Origin of the sequence: Rhodococcus sp. NPDC057529, from assembly GCF_042802055.1 — a bacterium.
Lineage (GTDB): Bacteria > Actinomycetota > Actinomycetes > Mycobacteriales > Mycobacteriaceae > Rhodococcus_F.
In genome coordinates, this window is sequence record NZ_JBHVEY010000003.1 from 541,021 (window position 1) to 564,173 (window position 23,153).

Here is a 23,153-nt window from a genome sequence, read left to right on the forward strand (position 1 = left end):
CGCATCAAGTCATCCAAGTTAGGTATCGGACTCGGCGCCTAGTGGAGCCTGGTCAGCGGGCGTCCCGGCAACCAACTTCGAGAGCAGGCGCGCCAGGGCCGGATTCTCGTTGTCGATCCGCCACACCAGGTCCAACTCGACCTGGGCGGGACGCGGGGTGGTCAACGGCCGGTATGTGACACCGTCGAAGTGCATCTTGCTCGCCGATTCCGGCACGAGGGCGAGACCCCAGCCGAGATTGACCAGGGCGAGCATGCTGTGGAACTGGTGCATGTACTGGACGACGACGGGGGCAACCGAGGCCTCGTGGAACACCGACGACAGCAGTTCGAAGAAGTACCGCGACTCGATGGGCGTGTACATCACTATCTCGACCCCGTGCAGGTCGGTGACGTCGATCGGCCTGGTCAGGCCGGCCAACTCGTGCCCGACGGGAATGGCGACGACGAGCGGTTCACGCAGCAGCGGGTGCGAGGCCAGGTCGGGCCGCGTCACCGGTGGACGGACCAGACCGAGGTCCAGCGAGCCCTCCGACAGCGCCTCGAGCTGATCCATGGTCACCAACTCCCGCAGTTCGACCTCCACGTCTTCGATGGTCGCCTGGGCGGAAGTCAGCACGGTCTCGAGGCCCGAGTAGACGCTGCCGCCCGTGAATCCGACCCGGAGAATGCCCGTCCGGCCCTGGGACGTCTTGCGCACCGACAGCGCGACACGTTCGGACTGCTGCAGCAGTCTGCGGGCATCGGCCAGGAACGCCTTGCCTGCCGGAGTGAGTTTGACCGCCCGGCTCGAGCGGTCGAAGAGCAGGACATCGAGGTCCTTCTCGAGGAGCTGGATCTGCCGGCTCAGCGGTGGCTGTGTCATGCGCAGCCGATTCGCGGCCCGCCCGAAGTGCATTTCCTCGGCGACGGCCACGAATTGCGTCAGCTGATTGAGAGAAAACATCCGATACCTTTCCTGTATCAAATGATTCTTAAGAAGTGTTGGACTTGAATAGTACCTAGTTCCTAGCCTTGTGGATCAGTGCACACGAAGCGCACGATTGTCGATGAGGAGACCCACACGCCATGACCACCGCCTCGCCCCAGGAGATCGCCCGCAAGCTCGGCTCCGGTCTGTTGTCGTTCCCGGTCACGCACCTACGCGAAGACGGGTCGTTCGACGAGGCGGCCTACCGCGAGAACATCGCCTGGCTCAGTCAGTTCGACGCCTCCGGGTTGTTCGCCGCCGGTGGCACCGGCGAGTTCTTCTCCCTCACCCCGGCCGAGGTCGAGCAGGTCGTCACCGCCGCGGTCCGGGAAGCCCCCGAAGGCCTGCCGGTGATCGCCCCCGCCGGCTACGGCACCGCGACCGCGGTCGAGATGGCCCGGTCCGCCGAACGCGCAGGCGCGCACGGAATCCTGCTGCTTCCCCCGTATCTCACCGAGGCCAGCCAGGACGGTTTGGTCGCGCACGTCAAACAGGTCTGCGCCGCCACCGATCTCGGTGTCACCATCTACTCCCGCGCCAATGCCGTCTACACCGAGACGGCTGTCGCCGAACTCGTCGACAGCTGCCCGAACCTGGTGGGGTTCAAGGACGGGGTCGGCAACATCGAGCAGATGACCCGCATCTACGCGGGCATCGGGGACCGCCTCACCTACGTCGGCGGGTTGCCGACCGCGGAGATGTTCGCTCTGCCGTATCTGGCACTCGGTGTGACGACGTATTCGTCGGCGATCTACAACTTCGTCCCGCAGTTCGCACTCGACTTCTACAACGCCCTCCGCAGCGGAGACAACGCGTTCGTCGTCAACGCCCTCAACGAGTTCGTGATCCCGTACTGCAACCTGCGCAACCGCAAGGCCGGGTACGCGGTCAGCATCATCAAGGCCGGCATGAAGGTCATCGGCCGGCCCGCCGGCCCCGTCCGCAGCCCGCTCACCGACCTCGATGACGTCGAACTCGCCGAACTCGCCGACCTGATCAAGAAGGTGAGCTGATCGTGACCGCCTCGCACACAATCGAACTCACCGGAGTCTCTCTCATCGGCGCGGACGACATTCCCGGCACCCGGTCCCCGTTCCAGGCCACCGACCCGGCCACCGGCGCCGCACTCGAGCCGACCTACCACGAGGCCGACGAGGCGGCTGTCGCGAGGGCCGCCGAACTTGCCTGGGAGGCCTTCGGCAGCTACCGGCACACCAGCTTCGAGCAGCGAGCCGCGTTCCTCGACACGATCGCGGCCGAACTCGACGACCTGGGTTCGGTGCTGATCGACCGGGTCCATGCCGAAACCGGTATCCCCGCCGCGCGGGTTCAGGGTGAACTCGCCCGCACCACCGGCCAGCTTCGGTTGTTCGCGGCGGTGGTCCGGGAGGGCAGCTGGACCGGCGCACGACTCGACACCCCGAACCCGGACCGCACGCCGTTGCCGAAGCCGGACCTGCGTCAGCGCAAGGTGCCACTCGGCCCGGTCGCCGTGTTCGCCGCCAGCAACTTCCCGCTCGCATTCTCGGTCGCCGGCGGCGACACTGCCTCCGCGCTCGCCGCCGGGGCGCCGGTGATCGTCAAGGCGCACTCGGCGCACCCCGGTACCTCGGAACTGGTCGGGCGGGCGATCCGCAACGCGGTCCGCGCTCACAACCTGCCCGAGGGCACCTTCTCCCTCGTGTTCGGCCCGGGTCAGACCATCGGCATCGCGCTCGTCACCGACCCGCGCATCCGTGCAGTGGGATTCACCGGGTCGCAGCAGGCCGGGATCGCCCTCACCGCAGCCGCGGCGGCGCGCCCGGTGCCCATCCCGGTATACGCCGAGATGTCGAGCATCAACCCGGTCTTCGTCCTGCCCGGTGCCCTCGCCGACCGGGCCGAAGAACTCGGCTCAGGTTTCATCGCGTCGATGACGACCGGTGTCGGTCAGCTCTGCACCAGCCCCGGCCTCGTCTTCCTGGTCGATGCTCCCGGCGCTGACCGGTTCGTCCGGGCGGCTTCCGACGCTGTGCGGGCCGCCACGCCGGCGCCGATGCTCTATCCCGGCATCGCGACGTCGTTCGCCGACGGCGCCCGCCGACTGACGGCGAACGAGAACATCGACACCGTGGCTGTTGCCGACACCGCTCCCGCTCAGGCCGGGTGCTCCGGGGTGCCGCAACTGTTCGTCACGACCGGCGAGCAATTCCTCGACGACCATCAGCTCCAGGACGAGGTCTTCGGCCCGGCTTCGGTGATCGTCCGAGTCGCGGACGTGGCACAACTGACGGCGATCATCGACCGCCTGGAGGGGCAGCTGACCGCCACGATTCAGGCCGCCCCGACCGATCACGCGCACGCGCGCGTCCTGGTCGACCGGCTCGAACTCATCGCCGGCCGCGTGCTGTTCAACGGGTGGCCCACCGGTGTCGAGGTCGGCCACGCCATCGTGCACGGCGGGCCGTTCCCCGCCACCACCGCGCCGTCGACGACCTCCGTCGGCAGCCGTGCTATCGAACGTTTCCTGCGCCCGGTCGCCTACCAGAACGTTCCCGAGGAACTCCTCGCCGACGAACTGCGCACCGGCAATCCACTCGGCATCTGGCGGCGCATCGACGGCGCCGTGACGCAGAGCTGACCGAACGCTCACAACCCCGGCAACGACGCCACCCCTGAAGGAGAATGACCGATGTCCAACAATTCCCTCGCGAGCCGGCCGACCAGCGCGCTGGCAGCACCCGACGCCGCGATCAAGGCACTGGCGGCCGGTGCGGCCACGCTCGACCGTATCGAGTCGGTGAAGCTGTCCTCGATCACCCTTCCGTTGAAGAACCCCATCAGCGACGCCAAGGTGCTCACGGGCCGGCAGAAGCCGATGACCGAGGTCGTGTTCCTGTTCGCCGAGATCCGCACCGAGCAGGGCCACGAGGGCATCGGATTCAGCTACTCAAAACGAGCCGGTGGCCCCGCCCAGTTCGCCCACGCGAAGGAGATCGCGCCGGTCCTGATCGGTGAGGACCCCAACGACATCGCCAAGATCTGGACCAAACTCGTCTGGGCCGGAGCCTCCGTCGGTCGCAGCGGCGTCGCCACCCAGGCCATCGCCGCCGTCGATATCGCACTGTGGGACCTCAAGGCCAAACGCGCCGGTCTGCCGATCGCCAAACTGCTCGGCTCCCATCGTGATTCGGTGCAGACCTACAACACGTCCGGCGGTTTCCTCCATACTCCGATCGAGCAGGTTCTCGAGAACGCGTCGGCCTCGCTGGCCAGCGGCATCGGCGGCATCAAGATCAAGGTCGGCCAGCCCGACTGGAAACAGGACATCGCCCGCCTGGAGAAGGTCCGCGAACACCTCGGCGACGAGGTCCCGCTGATGGTGGACGCGAACCAGCAGTGGGACCGCCCCACCGCGATGCGGATGGGTCGAATCTTCGACAAGTTCAACCTGATCTGGATCGAGGAACCCCTCGACGCCTACGACGCCGAAGGCCATGCGCACCTCGCACGCAGCCTCGACACGTCCATCGCCACCGGTGAGATGCTCGCCAGCGTCGGCGAGCACGTGCGCCTGATCGAGGCCGGTGCGGTCGACATCATCCAGCCCGATGCACCGCGTATCGGTGGCATCACCCAGTTCCTGAAGCTGGCCACCCTCGCCGAGCAGAAGCACTTGCAGCTCGCGCCGCACTTCGCGATGGAAATCCACCTGCACCTCGCCGCGGTCTACCCCTACGAGCCCTGGGTCGAGCACTTCGACTGGCTCGATCCGCTGTTCAACGAACACCTCGAAATCCGGGACGGCCGCATGCACCTGTCCGACCGTCCAGGCCTCGGCTTCACCCTCAGCGACCAGGCTCGGGCCTGGACCGTGGGATCAGCCGAGTTCGGCAAGTAAGCACAGACCCGCCGGGCGGCGAAGTGAATCGTCTTCCCTCGCCGTCCGGCGTCGCACCGGATCAACCCCCGGCACGTCGCGGCTGCCGGCGACGGCTGCGGGCAATCGGGATGGTGTCGGGGAGCCGGGGGTGCATGGGTGGGTAGATGAGCGTGAGTACCGCGGCGAGGGTGAAGTAGCTGCGTAGCACGCGGAAGCAGAGGTAGGCGGGGATGTACTTGACCGAACTGGGTTGCCAGATCAGGCAGACGATCACGGTCATGATCATGGACATGCCCAGCAGTGTGGCGACGATCGGCTGCCAGCGCATGGAGGTGAACGTCGAGTGGAACGCGAATCCGGCGATCGCAGCGTAGATGAGCAGCGGCGCGAGCATGGCGCGGCGGGCGGCGTTGACCAGGTTGAAGGGTAGGACGAAGGTGCCGATCATGGTGCGCCGGTCCAGCAGGATCGCCCGATTGCGGGCGGCGAGGTGGTAGATGCTGCGGAACCATCGAGTGCGTTGCTCGCGCAGATGCGCGTAGGAGGCGGGTGTTTCGCTGTAGTACACGGCCTGGTAGTCGGCGACGTTGTGGTACCCGGCGGCCGCGAGTCGCATGCAGATGTCGGTGTCCTCGCCGTTCATCCCCTGCACCATGCCACCGACGCGCAGCACCGGTTTGCGGCGATAGACGGCGAACATGCCGGGAATGCCCATCACGCCTTGGTAGCCGTCCAGGGAAACTTGGAAGAAGCCGTGCCGCATGTAGACCTCGACGAGACGGCACTTGTCGATCCACGTCTCGTGCCTGGCGGGCATCGGGATTCCGCCGACGCAGCCGACATTCGGGTTCGCGAAGTGTCGCATCGCGGTATCCAAGCATCCGGGGCCGATCATGGTGTCGGCATCGATGCGGACGACGAATTCCTCCCTGATGTGTTCGAGCCCCATATTCAGGGCGTGGGCCTTACCCGGGGTGGGGCACTCGAGGACCTCTCCGGTGATGTGGGTGCAGTCGGCGATGGCCGATTCGGCGACGTGGTGGGTTGTGTCGGTGGAGGCGTTGTCGACGACGTAGAGGTGGATGCGATCGGGGTAGGTTTCTGCGCCGGTGTCGACGGAGGCGATGGTGTCGGCGATGCTGTGCGCTTCGTTGTGTGCCGGCACGAGGATGGCGAGGGGCGCGGTGAATTGGTGGCGGCGTGACTTGTTCAGGGCCCGGACCCCCAGCACGGCGGTGGAGGCGGCCAGGATCTGCTGCATGAGGAACACACCGGCGCCGAGGCCGCCGAGGATCGCCCAGTCCTTCAAGACGTCGACGACGTGGCCGAAGGCGTGCAGCGCGATGACCGCACCCGCACTTGCGAGCACCAGGCAACCGGCCAGCGCGAAGAAGGCGGCAGGGGGGATGCGGGGGGCGAGGGGAAGCGGACCCTGCGGGGGAAGCTGCGCTTGCCGAAGGACGGTGTGCGGGAATATCGCCAGTGCGAGGAGCCCGGAGATCATTTGCACGCCGAACACGGAGATCGAGATGATGCCGGCGTTGTGGAGCGCCCACGCCACGGTGTCGACCACCACGCAGAACGCGAGGAACTTGCCCAGCAGCGACAGCGCGAGATAGAGGCGGCGCCACAGGTTCGAGTACGCCCGCAGCGCATAGGTGAGGAAGAAGATCACCAGGAACATCCGGAGCGGGAACTGGACGTCACCGCGGCCCTCGGACAGGAGGACCAGGTCCTTCGGCGCGTCCAGCACGTCGGAGTGCGCGAGAAACATCCGCCCGCACATCGCCAGGATGGTGATCCCCACGAACGTGATGAGGAACCCGTTGGTGCCGCTGGCGGGCCGGTCGACGGCGTAATCGGCCGGCGCGCTGTCCACCGACCGGAAGTGACCGGCGATCGCTTCGGGCTCGTGCACGGGTTCGTGCGCGGGGTGTGCGACATCGGTCATCTCGGCAGGTCCTGGCGCAGCGGTGCGCTCGGGGCGACGGTGCCGTCACCGTTGACGGCGAAGCTGCCTTGAGGTGTCACCACCAGCGCGTTCTCCCGACCGAAATCCGGAAGTTGCGTCGTTCCGATGGTGCCGACGTACTGGATCGTCAGTCCGGGGGCGCCGCTGGTGCTCGTGACCGTCCCCACCAGTAGCCCGTCGTCGAAAGCAGGAATGTTCAGCACGGACGCCTCCGGCCCGGAGACGATGCGGCCGTCCTGGATTCGGACGAGGGGGTTCACCTCCGGGCTCTGCCCGACGAGGATGAACGGTGCACCTGGCGCCGGTTGGGTATTCCAGCGAAACTCCGGATTGTATTGCGCGGGAACGAACTTCGTGAGCGTCGGCACGACGGCGTTGAGCTGAGTGATCGGGTCTACATTCCGGGATTGCGGAAGGTAGATGCCGAAGCCGGGGGCCAAGCCGCGTGGCAGGGCCGTGAAGCCGGCGCCGGGATCGGTCCCGAGTTCGAGGGCCGAGCCTGCCTGCAGCTGGATCGGGTAGCTCGTCACGCGCACATCGCAGCCGCCCAGGTCGCGGTCGCGCTGCACCGACAGTGTCAGGGTGTTCTCGAGCAGTGCGTCCTGCGGTGGTAAAGCGATGGTCACCGCGCCCGCCGTCGGGTTCAACGCGCGGCTGTCGACGAGGTGCCCGTTGAGGTCGGCGTTCAAGATCCAAGTGAGGTCGGGCGGCGATGCGGGGAGCGCCATCTCGACGCGAACGGCCTGCGGCAGGCGGCCGCCGGGCAGGTCGGCGAGCGAGTAGCCGATGCGCCAGCGCCGGGTCTCGGTGATCTGACCGACGGACATGTCCGCACCCAGCGCCTCGAGGGACACCTGGTCGCCGGTGAGCTGCGCGAAGGTCACCGCCCGCGGATCCTGACCGGCCGAATCGGCGGTGGTCACGGTCGGCTCGGTCAAGTAGGTGGAGATCAGGGAGCCTTCGGGTGAGGTGACGCCCACGACGGCGGTGTCGTCGACGGTGCCGACGGCGACACCGTCGCCGGTGTCCTCCGAGGGCGACCAGCCGACCTGGTCGTTCAATGTGGTGGTGGGGCCGACGAGGATCGCGTTGTCGACGTCGGAGTCGGGGAGGGTGTCCGCGAATCGGATCTGGTGGCCCGCCCTGGTCAACGCCATCCCCAGTTGCGCTGCGGTGGTGCGCCACGGGTCGCCCTGATCGGCGAGGACCACGGTGAGTTGACGGTCCCAGGAGACCACGGCGTCGCGGACGGTGTGGATCGGCTCGTCGAGCGCGGCCTCCACGACGGTGGCCGGGTCGAGGTGGATCTGCATCCCTGCCGAATGGTCGGGTGTGCAGGTCTCATCGTGCCTGGTGCCGTTGGCGCGGATCTGAATACGGACCTGCCCGTCGTCGGCGATCTGGTCGGGGACGTCGACGTAGGCATCGATCCCGGTCTCTCCGGTGGGTAACTCGTTCTCGTACACCTGCTGACCGTCCATGCTCACGCTGAGGAAGACGGTGCTGTCGGCTGCGATCTGCGAGGTGCCGGTCAGATGCAGGCGGGTCTCCTCGCGCGCGGAATCTGCCGGAAGCGTCACCAGATAGCTCGTCGACGGGGAATCGTCGGTCAGCCAGACGCCGTCGGCGTGCCCGGACCCGGCCAGGGTCTTCGTGAAATGCCGATCGGCGGGCACGTCCAGGCTCATGTCGTCCGCGTCCTGGGTGAACCACGACGGCTTGGTAACGAGGAACGCCAGCAAGACCACCAGCGCGATCCCGAGCAGCCACCACGCCGAACGCGGCACCGAACGGCCACGCTCTCCGGCGAAATAGTCCGGCTTGTCCGGCCCCGACTGTTCCGACTGTTCCGACGGCTCCGGGGCGGAGTCGCCGGACGCGTCGTCCTCACTCACGCGCTCTGCTCCTCGGCCGCGGACCTACGACTTTCGTTCCAGTACGACCGGCACGGAATGCGGGAGACGTCGATCCGCCCGGCGTAGGTGCGGGCGATGTCGACCTCGGCCGACAGCAAACCCGAGTCGAGTCTGACCGGGGCCAGACCCAGCCCGAGCAACCGGTCGTTGCGTGCCGCGAGCTGGTTCTCGTCGGCCTCCTGCCGGGGGTTGGTCACGCGGTCCACGTCGGCGCCGACCGTTCGCGCGACCAGCTCCGCGAGATCGGACACCCGATGCGTCTCGGTCATCTGATTCATCACTCGGACCTGGTCGCCGACCTGGGCGCCCGACTCCACCGCCAGCCGTATGCAGCGCACGGTGTCGTGGATGTTGATGAAGGCCCGCGTCTGGCCGCCGGTCCCGTGCACGGTCAGTGGATATCCGATGGCCGCCTCCACGAGAAAGCGGTTCAGCACGGTGCCGTAGTCGCCGTCGTAGTCGAACCGATTGACCAGGCGCGGATCACGTTCGGTCTCAACGGTTTGCGTGCCCCACACGATTCCCTGATGAAGGTCGGTCACGCGCACACCGTCGTTGCGCGCGTAGAACTGGAACAGCAACTGATCCAACGACTTCGACAGGTGGTACACACTGCCCGGCTGCGTCGGATACAAGATGTCACGACTGTGCATCTCCCCGTGACGATCCGGGTAACTGACCGTGAGGTACCCCTCCGGCAGATCCACGGGGACCGTCTCGTAGCCGTACACCCCCATGGTCCCCAAATGGACGACGTGGATGTCGATCCCGGACTGGACGACCGCAGTCAGCAGATTGTGAGTGGCGTTGAGATTGTTGTCGATCGTCTGCCGCTTGTGGGAAGGCGACTTCATCGAGTACGGGGCCGACCGCTGTTCGGCGAAATGCACCACCGCATCCGGGCGCACGGCGGTGAGGAGTTCGATCATCGCGTCGTAGTCGTGGGCGACGTCGAAATCCGCGAAAGCGATTCGGCGGCCGGTGACCTCGTGCCACGCCTCGATACGATCGGAGAGCGAACGGATGGGTGTCAGCGACTGCACTCCGAGTTCGTCGTCGGCTCGCCGGCGAACGAAATTGTCGACGATGGTCACCTCGTGCCCGCTCGCCGACAGGTGCAGCGCACTCGGCCATCCGCAGAACCCGTCCCCACCCAGCACCGCTACCCGCGTTGCGCCCCTCCTTCGTCTGCACGACATCTCGGCCCGGCAGCGGCGTCCACTGAAGCCGCACGCCGAGCATTCGCCGAGCATCCGCCCAGCATTCGCCCGGCGTCGTTTCCTCCGCATCACCCGTGAGGGGTGATTCGGGAACCGGAGGCTCGTCGGGACTGGTCACGCACCACGGACCCGGGCACGACCTCGAACGGGCCGTCGATGTCGCACAGGACCGTGCCGTCCGCGGTCCTGGCGGCATTCGGCTACCGATATGCGAGATCCTCATTCAGCGGTCATCCGCGAACCCACGGTGTGGACGACCGACAGGCGGGGATGCCAGGGCACGAGCGCGTCGACGGACTCCTCGAGTGCGCTGATCGGGGGAAGCTCCTCCGGGGCGAGGACAGCGACGGTCGCGGTATGACCCTGCCAGGACACGTCGGTCACCTGGGCCCCCGGCACGTCCTCGAGCCATTGCTGCGCCGCTGTCGCGATCTGCCCGGCCCACAGCGACGCCAGTGAGTTGACCACCATCGGGATGGCCACGGTCACCAAGGCTGCGGCGAGGACCGTGTAGGCCCGACCCCGACCGCGGCCTCGATTGTTGCCCGCCGTCGTCTCGACCTCGGCCGCGTACCCCGCGGCGACGAACACGACACTGGCGGTGATGATCATCGCCAGGACGTTCGACGCGAACAGTACGGCCGCGCCCGCCGCGAGGGCCGGTGCCCCGGAGCCGAGGCAGACCCCGACCACCGCCAGCGGGGGGACCAGGGAAATCGCGATGGCAACGCCGGGCAGTACGTCGCCGACGTCCCGGCGTGCCGCCGCGATGGCGCCGACCAGGCCCGTGGCGAGGGCGGCCGTCAGATCCATCAATGTCGGTGACGTACGCCCGAGCACCTGTGAGTTGGTGAGCACGTCGGTGGTGTTGGGCACCAGTTGGACGATCCCGGCCCCGAGGGCGACGACGAGCACCGCGCCGAGCACCACGACGAGGAGACTTCGCCCGATCAGCGAGGCCCGCCCGGTGGTGATTCCCAACCCGACACCGAGGATCGGCGTCGAGAGCGGCGCGACGATCATGGCACCGATGACCGTCGCGGTGGAGTCCGCGACGACGCCGGACACCGCGATGAGCGCCGACAGGGTCAACATCACCCAGAACGCGGACCGTTTCGCCGCGCGATCACCGGTGAACATGTTGAAGCGCTCGTCGAGCTCAGCCGACGTTCGACGTTGCGTATCCGGAACCAACTTCACGGATCCACTCCTGTCCGGAGCCGTCGCCGTGCGACGGCATGGTGCGACCTGCATGCCCGGCCTTCTTCGATACTGGCGGTCACCGACCGTTCGTGGCCTCACCCGATGCGGATGAAGCGGGCGGCGGCGGAATGTCTCGTGCTGACCGAACCGGAGTTTCCCCACCGCCAGGAGGGTGCTGGGCATGACCACGCCGTCGGTGCTGGTGCTGCTGACCTTCGTCGCCGGGGCGGCCGTGATCCTCGCCGGGGTGCTGCGGCTGGGCCGGTACACCCGTTTCTGTCGCATTCGGTCATGACCGGATTCCTGGTCGCCGTCATCGTTCTGGTCCAGGGTGCGGGAGTCGCGGAGGCTGTTCCGAATCCCGACAGCTCACGATCCGAACCCAACCGGAACTTCACCGGTCAGGTTATCGGCAACGTCCCGGCCGCGGTGTTCCGCGGCATGCCGGTCGGAGGCGCGGTGAGCCAGACCGCGCTCAACAGCGCCGCGGGAGCACGAACGCGCTGGTCCGCCATCTGGAGCAGCGGATTCACATCCCGCATCGCCCTCGCCGTGACGTTCGTTTCCACGCTCCTGCTTCCGGTCACCGGGGCCGAGGGGATCGGCGTCTCGTTCTCGCTGGTTCTGCAACTCAATCAGGAAGCGATGGGCCTCAAAGTGGTACGCCTCCGTGTGCTCGCCCGTTCACAGGCACCGCTCTCGACATTGATCAGATCGACGGCGCAGCAGCGACGGCAGCTGCCTGCGTGATGGTTTCAGACATGGGACGGGCTTCGAACGGCGAAGGGGGAAGAGAGGGGGCGCCGCGTCAGTGGCCGGTAAACGCGGGCCGGCGCTTGTTCACGAACGCGTCGGCGGCCTCGCGGGCATCATCGGAATGGAAGCACTGCACCATCCGGTCCGTCTCGGCGAGCAGATAGTCGCTCAGCGATGTGGTGGAGGTCTGCAGTAGGTTCTGCTTCATCGCACGCAGGGCGAGAGGCGCCGACGCCGCGAGCCGCTGTGCCAGGGACCGGGCTTCGTCGTGGAGCGCCCCGGCGCCGGTCACCGCGGTGACCAAACCGAGATCCAGTGCCGCCTGCGCGGTGAGTTTGCCCGGAGTCAAGAACAATTCACGGGCTCGGGCGCCACCGAGCATCCGGGTGATCAGCCAGACGCCTCCGAGGTCGCCGGACAGCCCTGCATTCAGGAAGGCCGTATTGAAAACTGCTCGCTCGGAGGCAATTCGGAAGTCCGCGGCGGCCGCGAGTGACAATCCTGCTCCGGCGCAGGCTCCGTCGATCGCAGCGATGGTGACCTGCGGTAGGTGATGGAACCGGTGAAGGGTGGCACAGACCTGCCGCAGTCGGGCGGTGTCGGTCACGGTCGAGTCGCCGCGCAAGGTGCGGGAGCCGGCGGGGGCGGCGAGGTCGGCGCCCACACTGAAATCGATGCCCTGCCCGGACAGAATCACCACGCGCACGTCCGGTGAACACGCCAGATCACTGATTGCCGAGCCCAGTTCCTCGAAGACTGTGAAGGACACCGCGTTACGCCGGTCGGCATTGTCGATTACCACAGTTGCCGTGGCGTTCTCGACTGTCACGTGAACACGACCGGTCATGGAGTCCTCCTCGAATGGTGGCGCCTCTGATCCAGCGCGCTTGCCATTGAAGGACGCCGGAATGACTACGTCAAAGTCCGAAAACCACCCGAACCGACTGCAATCGCTTATTGGTCTGCTCTCGGCGTACTCGCGCACCGGCACGATGCTCCGCACGGCGCCGGAACCACCGGGACCGGCACCGCCACTGTCACGTGTGCAGCATTCCGGCGACGGAGACCCCGGCCCCCAGGACGGCTGTGAACGCCACGACCGACGCAGTACGCAGCAGGGTGGGCCAGGTGTCGTCGACCGAGCACGCCCGTGCGGATCCTTTCGGGAAATGTCGAATGCCGAGGTAGCCGACGACGAGGCTGTTGACCAGGGCGCCGAGCGCGAGCACCGGTGCGCCCAGGCGGTACGCCGCGAACCCGATCGCCGCGGACGTCGCGAGCACCGACAGGCCGGTGCGCTGCCACGCCAGTGCGGTGCGCTGTGGTTGGAGACCCGGGTCGGGTGTCATCGCGAGTTGACGGTGGTGACGACGGCGAACACCGCCAATCCGACCGAGAGGGCGACAAGTCCTCCTGCCAGCCACGCGAGGGGGATCGGTGCGGGGAGAGGCTGCTGTAGTCGCAGGGCGCGCTCGTTGCGCCTCCACGACCACAGGGCGACGGCCGCGAGAATCCCGCCGGTGCCGCACGCGAGGATCGCGACCAGATGAACGACCAGGTCGGCACCGGTCACGCTGGCCAAGGTAGTGAGGGTGATGCCGCCGGCGACCAGTGCCAGGGCAGTCCGAACCCAGGCCAGTGCAGTTCGTTCGTTGGCCAGCGAGAAGCGGACATCCGGTTCCTCGCCCACGGAGTAGACGGCGACCGGACGGCGTCGGGGAAGGTCTACGTCACTGTTCATGAGTGTTCCCTGCAGGTTGGGGTCGGTGTCGGTGGAATAATGATTCTGACACCTGATAGTCCTGTAACAGAAGTAGGTTAACGGATGGATGACAGTCGAGCGATTCCGCTCTCCGCCGAAGGGGCCGGGAGCGGGGAGGGATGGGCCCTCACCGAGGTCATCACGCGCTTGCGGAGGGCCTTGCGGTCGAGCGTCCGCGAGGACTTCGCCTGGGAGTCGTTGCCGATGGCGCAGGTCGAGTTCCTCCAGCGACTCTCCTCCGAATCAGGTTTGCGGATCGTCGAATTGGCGCGGAAACACCGAATGGCCACCAACACCGTCAGTGCCCTCGTGCAGCAGATGGTCGAGGCCGGTCTCGTTGTCCGCTCACCCGATCCCCGGGATCGCCGGGCCGTGCAAGTGGAGCTGACCGGCGCCGGCCGCGAACGCCTCGACGCGTGGATGCGGGCGAACGAGCGGCGCATCTCCTCTGCGTTCGAGCGCCTCGATGCGGACCACCGTACTGCGATCGGCGCCGCGTTACCTGCTCTCGCGGCCCTGGCGGAACTCCTCGACACCGAGGAATCACAGGCACCGGACGGACCGTCACGTGAAGGTGCGCGCCCGTGACCTGAGGGTATAGGCAAATCCGTACGGTCCGACCGCGTTCTGCTGGTTGATCGGTACCGGGCGAACCGATCTGATGAGGGCATGCACCCTGTGGTTCCAGCCACTACCGGTGGTGCCCTCAATCAGCCGAGATATTCCCGGAGGTCGTCATGGTGACTACGCAGTCCCGCGAACGCGACATCGGTCAGCGCTCCAAGGGAGCCGCCGATCGGCGCGCCTGGGGCATCGTCCTCTTCCTGTTCCTCTTCTTCACCCTGAATTTCGCCGACAAGGCGGCGGTGGGCCTGGCCAGCAAGCCGATTCGTGAGGATCTCGGTATTTCGGCCGGCCAGTACGGGTTGCTCAGCAGTGCTTTCTTCTGGCTCTTCGCGATCGGCGCGGTGACGTTGTCGGCAGTTCTGCGGAAGATCTCGTACACCTGGGGCGCCGCCCTGTTGATGGTGACGTGGATCGTGAGTATGGCCCCGCTGACTATTCCGACCTCGTTCGGGGTTCTCATCGCCTGCCGAATTGCGTTGGGGTTCTTCGAAGGGCCCGCACATGCACTGTGCCAGTCGATTGTCGCCGATCGGTTCGCCCCGGACAAGCGCGCGACGGCCGGCGCCGTCGTCAATGCCGGTTCCTCGGTCGGCCCGCTGATCGCCGCGCCCACGTTGACGTGGGTGATCCTGACGTGGTCGTGGCACGCCGCCTTCGCAGTCCTCGTGGTGACCGGTGTGGTGTGGCTGATCGGCTGGCTCTGGTTCTCGGACCGGTTGCCGTTCCGCAAGCCCGAGCCGAAAACCGGCGGCGGCACGAAGGTCGATGACCCCAACGCCGATATCGTGGTGCCCTTCCACCGCTTGCTGATGCTGCGAAGCTTCTGGGGACTGGTGTTGCTGTCGTTCGCCGGGTACCTGATTTCTTCGCTGAAGGTGTCCTGGCTGCCCGCCTACATGAACGAAGGGCTCGGATATTCCGCGAGCACGGTGGGAACGCTGGTGACCATCCCGTACGTCGTCGCCGTCGTCGTTCTGTTGAGCGCGGGCATGCTGTCGGGCCGGCTGCTCCGCGCAGGCCGCTCGTCGCGGGTGGCCCGCGGCTACCTCACGGGCGCGTTCCTGCTGTTCGGCGGCCTGTCGATGATCGTCTTCAGCCAACTCGACCCCGGGCCGGTGCAGTTGGTGTTCGTGATCTGCGCGTTCGCGGTCAACAGCGTGGCCTTCTCGGTGGCGTTCGCCGGGGCATCGGATTTCCTCCCCGCGCACCAGCGGGTGGCGTTCTTCGGGTGCATCATCGCTGCGTACAGCGTCGCGGGGATCGTCGCGCCGTATGCCCTCGGGCTCATCGTCGAACACGCGGCCACCGCGGCCGCCGGATATTCGGCCGGCTTCATGTTCGTCGGCGGCGTGGTGTGCGTCCTCGGCATCGTCGGTGGCGTGATGCTGAACCCGGAGAAGGCCCGCACCCAACTCGAGCGCATGACGGCCGAGTACGCAGGCAGGGACGGGCGGTGAGTGTGATGGGTGGACCGCTTTCAGGCATCCGAGTCCTCGACTTCGGCCAGTACATCGCCGGTCCCAGCGCGGCCCAGACCCTCGCGGATCTCGGTGCGGACGTGATCAAGGTCGAGAGCCTGCGCGGCGATCAGGCCCGCGGTATCGGAACGTTCGGTGAGGCGATGGTCCGCGCCTACAACCGTGACAAGCGGAGCATCGGAATCGATCTCGCGCGACCCGAGGCGAAGACGATTCTGCATCGGCTGCTGGCGCAGACCGATGTCCTGGTGCAGAACTTCCGGACCGGCTCCGCCGACCGACTCGGCCTCGGACCCGACGAATTGCGCAGCCGGTATCCGCGCCTGATCTACGCCAACGTGACCGGATTCGGATCCCGCGGACCGTCCCGGCACCGGCCCGGCCTCGACATCGCGGCCCAAGCGGAGTTCGGGTTGATGCACGCCACCGGCGAGATCGACGGTGACCCACAGCGTCTCGGCCTTCCCGCCGCGGACGTCACCGCGGCCAATGCCCTCGCGACCGGGATTCTCGCGGCGCTCTACGAGCGGCAGTCGTCCGGTCGGGGCGCGCACGTGGAGACCTCGCTGATGGAAGCGGTGCTGTCGATGCAGGCCGCGTCCTGGGGGGAGTACACGCTCACCGGTCGTGCGCCCCGGCGCAAGGGAAACGGCCAGGCGCACGCAGCACCTGCGGCCGATGTCATCCGGGTCACCGATGGAATGATCGTGCTGTCCGCGTACACGGCCGAAAAATGGTCCGCGCTCTGCAATCTCGTCGGCAGACCCGACATGATCGACGACTCGCGGTTCATCGACAATCCCGCGCGGGTATCGCACCGGTCCGAGATGCTGGCCGCCCTCGACGAGGCGCTGGGGGGTATGACCCGGGACGAGGCGGTCGCCCTGTTGCAGTCCGCGCACATCGTGTGCGGCGCGATCCGTTCGTTCGACGACCTCGCCGAGGACGACGACGTCCTCGCCTCCGAGATCCTCGTCGACGTCGCCGATCCCGGCGGGACTTCGTTCACCAGCCCCGGCCTGGCCTTCACGCTCGACGGCCACCGTCGCACCGTCTCCACGTCCGCGCCCGCGGTCGGGTGGGACACCGTCTCGGTACTTCGCGACCTCGATTTTCAGGAAGACGACATCACCGCGCTGATCGACGGTGGCGTCGTCACCGCCTCCCGCGCCACTCTCACCTCGGAAAGGGTTTCCTCATGATCGACCCGGACATCCTCGGCTACGACTTCCCGACCTACCTGAAGACGATCGCCGAGTTCACCGAGAACGAACTCGTCCCCGCCGAGAACGAGATGGTCGAGGCCGGTGAGGTCCCCGCTCGCCTCCTGAACCGAATGGCCGCGCTCGGACTCTTCGGCATCTCGATTCCGCGCGCGTACGGCGGTCTCGAGTGGACGATGGAGCAGCAGGTGCAGCTCACGTTCGAGTTCACGCGCGCGTCCTGCGTCTACCGGTCACGCTTCTCGACGGTGATCGGACTGTGCTCGCAGGCAATCCTCGACCACGGCACCGAGGAACAGCGCCGACGGATGCTGCCTGCCATGGCGGCGGGCGAACTGGTCACCGCGTTCGCGCTCACCGAGGAACACGCCGGATCGGACGCGGCGCACCTGAAGACCACGGCCGAGCGTCGCGGCGACGTCTACGTGTTGAACGGGAGCAAGCGATACATCACCAACGCGGCGTGGGCCGACGCGTTCATCGTCTTCGCCCGCACCGACACGTCGGATCCCGGTGCGGGCGGGGTGTCGGCGCTCATCGTGGACGCGACCTCGCCGGGGGTGCGGACGGCCTTGCCGGCCATCATGAACGGGCACGCGGAAGCGCCGGTGGGGGAGATCTCCTTCGACGGCGTGGAGGTTCCCGCGGAGAATCTGCTCGGAGGGGTCGAGGGCAGGGGCCTGACGATGGCATTGCGCGGCATCAACCATGCACGTCTGCACGTCGCCGCGACCTGTGTCGGGCAGACGACCCGCATGCTCGAGGACACGGTGGCCCATGTCAACGGCCGCAGGCAGTTCGGTGCTCCTCTCGCCGAACTCGGTGCGGTGCAGGCCACGCTGGGTGAAAGCTTCGCGGAACTCGAGGCGGGGCGCGCCCTCACCGTCGACAGCGCACGGTCCTTCGACAGCGGCGAGATCCCGCGCCACCGCATCGCCGCAGCCAAGCTGTACAACTCCGAGATGGCGAGCCGAGTCGCCGACCGCTGCGTCCAACTGCTCGGCGGCGAGGGAATCGTCGGACCGCACGCTGTCCCGCGGATGTGGCGTGACGTGCGAGCCCTGCGCATATACGAGGGCTCGTCACCGGTGCACCAGCGAAACCTGGCCAAGGCGATGATCCGCCAGGTGGCGGCCGACGGCACGCTGCCGAACTCGTACCGAGTCTGACTCGAGGACGGAGGCACTCGTACCGGCCGCCCGTCGGGGGAATGATGAGGACATGGACATCCGCCAACTCGAGTATTTCCTCGCCGTCGTCGAGCACGGCGGAGTCAACCGGGCGGCCGGACACCTCCATGTGGCGCAGGCGTCGCTGTCGCAAGGCATCCGTCAGCTCGAACGGGAGCTGAAGCTGACCCTGTTCCATCGAACCGGCCGCAATCTCGTCCTCAACCCGGCCGGGCAGCTGCTTGTCGAACCCGCACGCAAGGTGCTCGACGACCTTCTCGCGGCCCAGGACATCATGCGGGGTGCTCGTGAACTCCACGTCGGGTCGATCACCATCGGAACGATGCCCGAGATGTCGAGTGAGGCGGTGGCGGCGTGGAGCGGAACCTTCACCCGGCTCCACCCCGACATCCGCATCGATCTGTCGGAGTACGCGAGTGCCGCGGACCTGTGCGACGAGGTGCTCACCGGTCAGTGCGAGTTGGGATTCACGACCTTCCCCGTGCCGACCGACAATCTCGAAACCGTCCAACTCGGTGTTCAGCGGTTGCTCCTGGTGCGGCCACCGGGAACGCCGGCCGACGGCGAGACTGCGCCGTTCGATCTCGCGCGTCTCGAAACGATCCCACTGGTGACGAGCAGCTCGGCACTGCGGGAAAACGACATTGTCGCAACGATATTGCGGCGCGAATCGGTGGTTGCCCGGATCAGCGCCCGGGTTCCGGACCGGCACGCACAGCTGACGCTGGTCCTCAACGGTTCGGCCAGCGCATTCCTTCCTTTGCGGATGGCCACGGCAGCGCACCGGTTGGGCGCCCACGTATCGGAGACACGGCCGGCGATCCGGACGCCGTTCGGCATCGTTCACCGGCCCGGAGCGCTGAATCCGGCGGCGAAGAGCTTCGTGATACAGAGCCACGCAGACCTGGCGGAGTGGAACAGGCTGATCGCCGAGCATCAAGAATCCGGCGCCTCGCTACTCGAGGCAGCGCTGCTCGCCGACGACGAAATCCACGCCCGAAGGGACAATCGGGAGGTCTGACCGTCTGCCACCTCGTACGAACTGCGATGTGCTGACGGGTGGATGGCGTTGGCGGCGGTTATGCGGGGTTCTCGCCAGTGGGTCGTGACCTCGGCGGTGCGGCCGAATCCATCGTGGTCCCTACATCTCCAGCGGGATGTGCTCGGCGGCGGTGCCGTCCGGGTGGAGCAGCTGACCCATGCGTTTGACGGTGCGCAGGGTCACGGTGCGTGCTGTGATGGTCAGGCCGGGAATCCGCTCACCGAAGTGACCCTCGAGCCGGGCGGTCTCCTCCGCCGAGCGTGACCACACCGACACGAGAAGGTTGCAGTTTCCGGTCACCGCTGCGCACAGGCGCACGTCGGGGAGGGCGGAGAGCTCGCGCGCGGCGTCGTCGAGACGATCGGCAGGCACATTCATCCGGTAGGTGGCGAGCAGCCGCCAGCCCGCGAGCTGCTGGGCGAAGTCGCAGCGGAAGAGGATCTCGCCCTGACGGATCATCCGCTGCAACCGGCGTCGCGCGGTCGGCTCGGCGATGCCGGTGACGGCGGCGAGGTCGGCGTAGCTGCGGCGGCCGTCGCCACCGAGTGCCCGGAGCAGGACGAGGTCCGGGCTCGAAGACGCATCCGGGTGCGTCCACGCCGGACGCGGGCCGAGCTGGGCGCGCTGGTCCCTGTCCAGTGCGCGCACGCGCCAACTGCTGCCCTCCCGGTACCCGCGCAGCGACACCCGGGTGTTCACCGACAGCGCCCCGTCGTGTGCGCCGAGGGTGTGACTCAGGAAGTGCGCGAGCGCGGCAGGCCCGCGCGTCACGACGCTGAGGAACAGATCGAAGTCTCCCGCCACCTGCTCGACGCTGAACACCCGCGGATCGGAGACGAGCTGGTCGGTCAGTGGCTCGATCGCGCCGGGACTGCAGCGGACTTCTACGTATGCGACGCAATGGTCGTCCGACGGCGCCGGATATGCGGTGACCCAGGACAGCCCGAGTTCCGTCAGGCGGTGCCAGCGGCGGGCCGCGGTGGTCGCCCCGATGCCCAGCGCGGTGCCGACCTGCGACCAGGGGGCACGTGGACTGGTCTGGAGGGCGTCGATCAGGGCCAGGTCCAGCTCGTCGAACGGTGGACGCCCACCTGTCGACGATGCGTCGTCGCCGCGCCGGCTGTCGGATTCCGGCGCATCCGACTGTGTGGTGACGGAATCCTGCGTTTTCGTTGTCACGACCCTCATGGTTCCTAGTCTTCACCCAGTGCGCGGCGGCCGTGTCGGAGGTGCCGAGGCGTCGACTTGGTCTGTCGGTGATTCGCCGACCCTGTCATCCCGGGAGAAACTGTGAAACATCCACCAGAAGCGCACCGCGCCAACGCCGATCGGACCCCATTGGACCGGGCCGCGCGAATCACGGTGACTCTTCTGTTCGCCGCGTGGGTCGTCGACTACATCGATCGCCTCGCGATCAACCTCGCGCTGCCCTCGATCGGCGCCGAGTTCGGTCTCGGCCACACCCAGCAGGGCATGGTCATCTCCGCGTTCTTCCTCTCGTACGCGCTGTGCCAGATCCCCGGCGGGCTGCTCGCCGACCGGTTCGGCTCCCGGCGAGTGGTCTCGTGGTCACTGCTCATCTGGTCCCTGTTCACCGCTCTGACCGGCACCGCCTGGGCGTTCGCCGTGCTGCTGGCGATTCGGTTCCTGTTCGGGGTAGGGCAGGGGGTGTACCCCGCGGCGGCCATGAAGGCGGTCGCCGAGCGCACCGCGCCGGGCCAGCGCATGACCGCGACCGGGTGGGCGCAGAGTTCCAACGCCTTCGGCGCGGTGCTCGCCCCACTCATCGCGGCACCGATCATCGCCCTGTGGGGCTGGCGGATGTCGTTCTTCGCGGTCGCCGGTCTGGGAGTTCTGGTGTGGGCGGCGATTCAACTGTGGCTGCCCGCCACGTTGCCGCAGTCCGGCGACACCGAGACCAGATCGGACCAGCCGGGCGGATTGCGGGCCGTGCTCGCCTCGGGCGTCATGTGGCGCTTCACCCTGATGTTCTTCGGATACGGCATCATCGTATGGGGCCTGAATTCCTGGATCCCGTCCTATCTCCAGACCGAGCGCGGCATCTCGCTCACGGGTTCCGGATTGCTGTCCGCGATCCCCGCCCTGGTCGGTGGCGTCGCGATCATTCTCGGCGGCAAGCTCATCGACCGTCTCGGCGGCCGGCATCGGGTGATCGTCGTCCCCGCGATGACGATCTGCGCGGTGAGCATCCTCTTCCTGAACCGGGTGACGTCGCTGACCGAATTCGTCGCGCTCCTGTCGCTGGCCACCGCGTCCGCCACGCTGTGCTACATGCCGATCTTCGCGATACCCATGCGCACCCTGCCTGCCGGTCTGGTCGGCACCGGGTCGGGGATGATCAACTTCGGCGGTCAGGCCGCCGGATTCGTCACCCCGATGGTGATGGGCGCGTTGGTCGATCGCTATTCCTACACCGCCGCGTTCGCCTTCCTCGTCGTCGGCGCCGTTCTCGCGGGCGCGTTCGCGCTGGGAACACCGCAGCGTCCCCACGCTTTCAGTGCAGCCCTTTCGCCCCGCGAGCCACAACGCCCGAACTCACCCAGCCACGACAACGTAAGGACACCACGATGACCGCATTTTCCCGGACCGTCGTTCTGCCTCCCGGTACTCCGGCCCAGGCCGGAGTGTCCGAATTGCTCCCCGCGCTCACCGACCTCTACCGCGATCTGCACGCGCACCCCGAATTGTCCATGCAGGAGAGCAGGACCGCGGGCATCGCCGCGGCGGTGCTGCGCGCGCAGGGCTGGGACGTCACCGAGGGCGTCGGCCGGACCGGCGTCGTCGGTGTGCTCCACAACGGCGACGGTCCCGTGGTGCTGCTGCGCGCCGACATGGACGGACTGCCGGTCCGTGAGGACACCGGCCTCGACTACGCCTCCACCGACACCGGGATCGACCCCGACGGGGTGACGGTGCCGGTCATGCACGCGTGCGGTCACGACGTGCACGTCACCTGCCTGCTCGGCGCCGCCGCGCTGTACGCCGCGGACCGCTCCCTGTGGCGCGGCACCCTCGTGGTGGTCTTCCAGCCCGGCGAGGAGACCGCGCAGGGCGCCCGGGCGATGGTCGACGACGGTGTCGTCGAGCGTTTCCCCCGTCCGGACGTGTGCCTGGGCCAGCACGTCGGACCGTTCCCTGCCGGCACGATCGTCACCCGCCCCGGAACGTTGATGGCTGCCGCCGACAGTTTCCGGATCCGGCTCTTCGGCCGCGGCGGACACGGTTCGGCGCCGGAGCACACCGTCGATCCCATCGTCATGGGCTCGGCCGTGGTGGGGAGACTCCAGGCGGTCGTGTCGCGTGAGGTGGCCGCCGGTGATTCGGCGGTGATCACCGTGGGCTCGTTCCACAGCGGCCACAAGGAGAACATCATCCCCGACGAAGCGGAACTCAAGGTCAACGTCCGCACGTTCGACCCGCAGGTGCGTGACCGGGTGCTGCCCGCGATCCGCCGCGTCGTCGATGCCGAGGCCGCCGCATCCGGGGCGCCGAAAGACCCGGAGTTCAGCCCGCTCAACGACTTTCCGCTGACGGTCAACGACGAGGCTGCCACCGAGCGGGTCGTCGCGGCACTCGCGGACGCCTTCGGTTCGGACCGGATGCTGCCGATGCCACGTCCACTCGCCGGCAGCGAGGACTTCGGGGTGTTCGCCACCGCCGCCGGATGTCCCTCCGTCTTCTGGCATTTCGGCGGGGCCGACCCCGCGGCGTTCGCCCACCTGGACCTCACCGCCACGGCGTCCCTGGCACTGCCCGAGGGAGTGCCGACCAACCACTCGCCGCAGTTCGCCCCGGTGATCGACCCGACCCTCGAGACCGGCGTCCGGGCACTGCTCGCCGCGGCGGCAGCCTGGAATGCGGCGAGCTGATCCGCGAAGCGCACCTCGCGCCGGCGGGCGTCGCCTATCTCAC

At 67.4% G+C, this 23,153-nt stretch carries 20 protein-coding genes; 11 read left to right on the forward strand and 9 right to left on the reverse strand.

The genetic code is table 11. From position 1 onward, the window contains the following. Positions 1 to 18: 18 nt before the first annotated feature. Positions 19 to 945, reverse strand: a complete 927-nt coding sequence (locus ACFU5V_RS08400) for a LysR substrate-binding domain-containing protein (protein ID WP_378698346.1) — start codon at positions 943 to 945, stop codon at positions 19 to 21. A 122-nt stretch (positions 946 to 1,067) separates the two neighbouring features. Here ACFU5V_RS08400 and kdgD point away from each other — a divergent pair, with 122 nt between their 5' ends. From kdgD to ACFU5V_RS08415, 3 genes are read left to right on the forward strand one after another with little or no spacing between them, the layout of a single operon-like run. Beyond that, complete coding sequence (gene kdgD / locus ACFU5V_RS08405) at positions 1,068 to 1,982, forward strand: 5-dehydro-4-deoxyglucarate dehydratase (protein ID WP_378698348.1); 915 nt, start codon at positions 1,068 to 1,070, stop codon at positions 1,980 to 1,982. A 2-nt stretch (positions 1,983 to 1,984) separates the two neighbouring features. After that, positions 1,985 to 3,589 (forward strand): aldehyde dehydrogenase (NADP(+)), encoded by a 1,605-nt coding sequence (locus tag ACFU5V_RS08410; protein WP_378698350.1) that lies wholly within the window; start codon positions 1,985 to 1,987, stop codon positions 3,587 to 3,589. A 51-nt stretch (positions 3,590 to 3,640) separates the two neighbouring features. Continuing rightward, the gene (locus ACFU5V_RS08415; RefSeq protein WP_378698352.1) at positions 3,641 to 4,849 is read left to right on the forward strand and encodes a mandelate racemase/muconate lactonizing enzyme family protein; all 1,209 of its coding nucleotides are present in this window, start codon (positions 3,641 to 3,643) and stop codon (positions 4,847 to 4,849) included. 61 nt (positions 4,850 to 4,910) lie between these two features. Here the strand turns inward: ACFU5V_RS08415 and ACFU5V_RS08420 are convergent, their stop codons facing one another. The 4 genes from ACFU5V_RS08420 to ACFU5V_RS08435 all read right to left on the reverse strand — a co-directional run bounded on the left by ACFU5V_RS08420 (position 4,911) and on the right by ACFU5V_RS08435 (position 11,079). Next, on the reverse strand, positions 4,911 to 6,782 hold the full coding sequence (locus tag ACFU5V_RS08420; RefSeq protein WP_378698354.1) for a glycosyltransferase: 1,872 nt from the start codon (positions 6,780 to 6,782) through the stop codon (positions 4,911 to 4,913). Next, positions 6,779 to 8,698: a hypothetical protein gene (locus ACFU5V_RS08425; protein WP_378698356.1), complete on the reverse strand. Its 1,920-nt coding sequence runs from the start codon at positions 8,696 to 8,698 to the stop codon at positions 6,779 to 6,781. Before ACFU5V_RS08425 ends, ACFU5V_RS08420 begins: the two co-directional genes overlap by 4 nt. Further along, on the reverse strand, positions 8,695 to 9,918 hold the full coding sequence (locus ACFU5V_RS08430; protein ID WP_378698437.1) for an NAD-dependent epimerase/dehydratase family protein: 1,224 nt from the start codon (positions 9,916 to 9,918) through the stop codon (positions 8,695 to 8,697). The genes ACFU5V_RS08425 and ACFU5V_RS08430 overlap by 4 nt, the downstream gene beginning before the upstream one ends. Before the next feature lie 240 nt (positions 9,919 to 10,158). Beyond that, positions 10,159 to 11,079: a DUF389 domain-containing protein gene (locus ACFU5V_RS08435; protein ID WP_378698439.1), complete on the reverse strand. Its 921-nt coding sequence runs from the start codon at positions 11,077 to 11,079 to the stop codon at positions 10,159 to 10,161. Between the two features lie 354 nt (positions 11,080 to 11,433). On the opposite strand from ACFU5V_RS08435, the gene ACFU5V_RS08440 reads away from it, so the two are divergent. After that, the gene (locus ACFU5V_RS08440) at positions 11,434 to 11,892 is read left to right on the forward strand and encodes a SulP family inorganic anion transporter (protein WP_378698359.1); all 459 of its coding nucleotides are present in this window, start codon (positions 11,434 to 11,436) and stop codon (positions 11,890 to 11,892) included. 58 nt (positions 11,893 to 11,950) lie between these two features. Here the strand turns inward: ACFU5V_RS08440 and ACFU5V_RS08445 are convergent, their stop codons facing one another. The 3 genes from ACFU5V_RS08445 to ACFU5V_RS08455 are packed head-to-tail and all read right to left on the reverse strand — an operon-like array spanning position 11,951 to position 13,639. Further along, positions 11,951 to 12,883 (reverse strand): enoyl-CoA hydratase-related protein, encoded by a 933-nt coding sequence (locus ACFU5V_RS08445; RefSeq protein WP_378698361.1) that lies wholly within the window; start codon positions 12,881 to 12,883, stop codon positions 11,951 to 11,953. A 52-nt stretch (positions 12,884 to 12,935) separates the two neighbouring features. Beyond that, on the reverse strand, positions 12,936 to 13,247 hold the full coding sequence (locus tag ACFU5V_RS08450) for a DUF202 domain-containing protein (protein ID WP_378698363.1): 312 nt from the start codon (positions 13,245 to 13,247) through the stop codon (positions 12,936 to 12,938). Continuing rightward, positions 13,244 to 13,639, reverse strand: a complete 396-nt coding sequence (locus ACFU5V_RS08455) for a YidH family protein (RefSeq protein WP_378698365.1) — start codon at positions 13,637 to 13,639, stop codon at positions 13,244 to 13,246. Before ACFU5V_RS08455 ends, ACFU5V_RS08450 begins: the two co-directional genes overlap by 4 nt. 84 nt (positions 13,640 to 13,723) lie before the next feature. On the opposite strand from ACFU5V_RS08455, the gene ACFU5V_RS08460 reads away from it, so the two are divergent. From ACFU5V_RS08460 to ACFU5V_RS08480, 5 genes are all read left to right on the forward strand, one after another. Beyond that, positions 13,724 to 14,248, forward strand: coding sequence for a MarR family winged helix-turn-helix transcriptional regulator (locus ACFU5V_RS08460; protein WP_378698367.1), 525 nt, complete (start codon positions 13,724 to 13,726; stop codon positions 14,246 to 14,248). Between the two features lie 149 nt (positions 14,249 to 14,397). Continuing rightward, complete coding sequence (locus ACFU5V_RS08465) at positions 14,398 to 15,744, forward strand: MFS transporter (protein ID WP_378698369.1); 1,347 nt, start codon at positions 14,398 to 14,400, stop codon at positions 15,742 to 15,744. A gap of 5 nt (positions 15,745 to 15,749) precedes the next feature. Continuing rightward, positions 15,750 to 16,967 carry a CaiB/BaiF CoA transferase family protein gene (locus tag ACFU5V_RS08470; RefSeq protein ID WP_378698371.1) on the forward strand — a complete coding sequence of 406 codons (1,218 nt, stop codon included), beginning with the start codon at positions 15,750 to 15,752 and terminating at the stop codon, positions 16,965 to 16,967. Next, a complete protein-coding gene (locus ACFU5V_RS08475) occupies positions 16,964 to 18,157 on the forward strand; it encodes an acyl-CoA dehydrogenase family protein (protein WP_378698373.1) in 1,194 nt (397 codons plus the stop codon). The genes ACFU5V_RS08470 and ACFU5V_RS08475 overlap by 4 nt, the downstream gene beginning before the upstream one ends. 52 nt (positions 18,158 to 18,209) lie before the next feature. Further along, on the forward strand, positions 18,210 to 19,199 hold the full coding sequence (locus ACFU5V_RS08480) for a LysR family transcriptional regulator (protein WP_378698375.1): 990 nt from the start codon (positions 18,210 to 18,212) through the stop codon (positions 19,197 to 19,199). A gap of 120 nt (positions 19,200 to 19,319) precedes the next feature. Here the strand turns inward: ACFU5V_RS08480 and ACFU5V_RS08485 are convergent, their stop codons facing one another. Continuing rightward, on the reverse strand, positions 19,320 to 20,399 hold the full coding sequence (locus ACFU5V_RS08485; RefSeq protein WP_378698377.1) for an Lrp/AsnC family transcriptional regulator: 1,080 nt from the start codon (positions 20,397 to 20,399) through the stop codon (positions 19,320 to 19,322). Between the two features lie 111 nt (positions 20,400 to 20,510). Here ACFU5V_RS08485 and ACFU5V_RS08490 point away from each other — a divergent pair, with 111 nt between their 5' ends. Both ACFU5V_RS08490 and ACFU5V_RS08495 read left to right on the forward strand, forming a co-directional pair. Further along, entirely contained in the window at positions 20,511 to 21,812 is a 1,302-nt protein-coding gene (locus ACFU5V_RS08490) for an MFS transporter (protein ID WP_378698379.1), read from the forward strand. Further along, positions 21,809 to 23,110: an amidohydrolase gene (locus ACFU5V_RS08495; RefSeq protein WP_378698381.1), complete on the forward strand. Its 1,302-nt coding sequence runs from the start codon at positions 21,809 to 21,811 to the stop codon at positions 23,108 to 23,110. Before ACFU5V_RS08490 ends, ACFU5V_RS08495 begins: the two co-directional genes overlap by 4 nt. Positions 23,111 to 23,153: the final 43 nt, after the last annotated feature.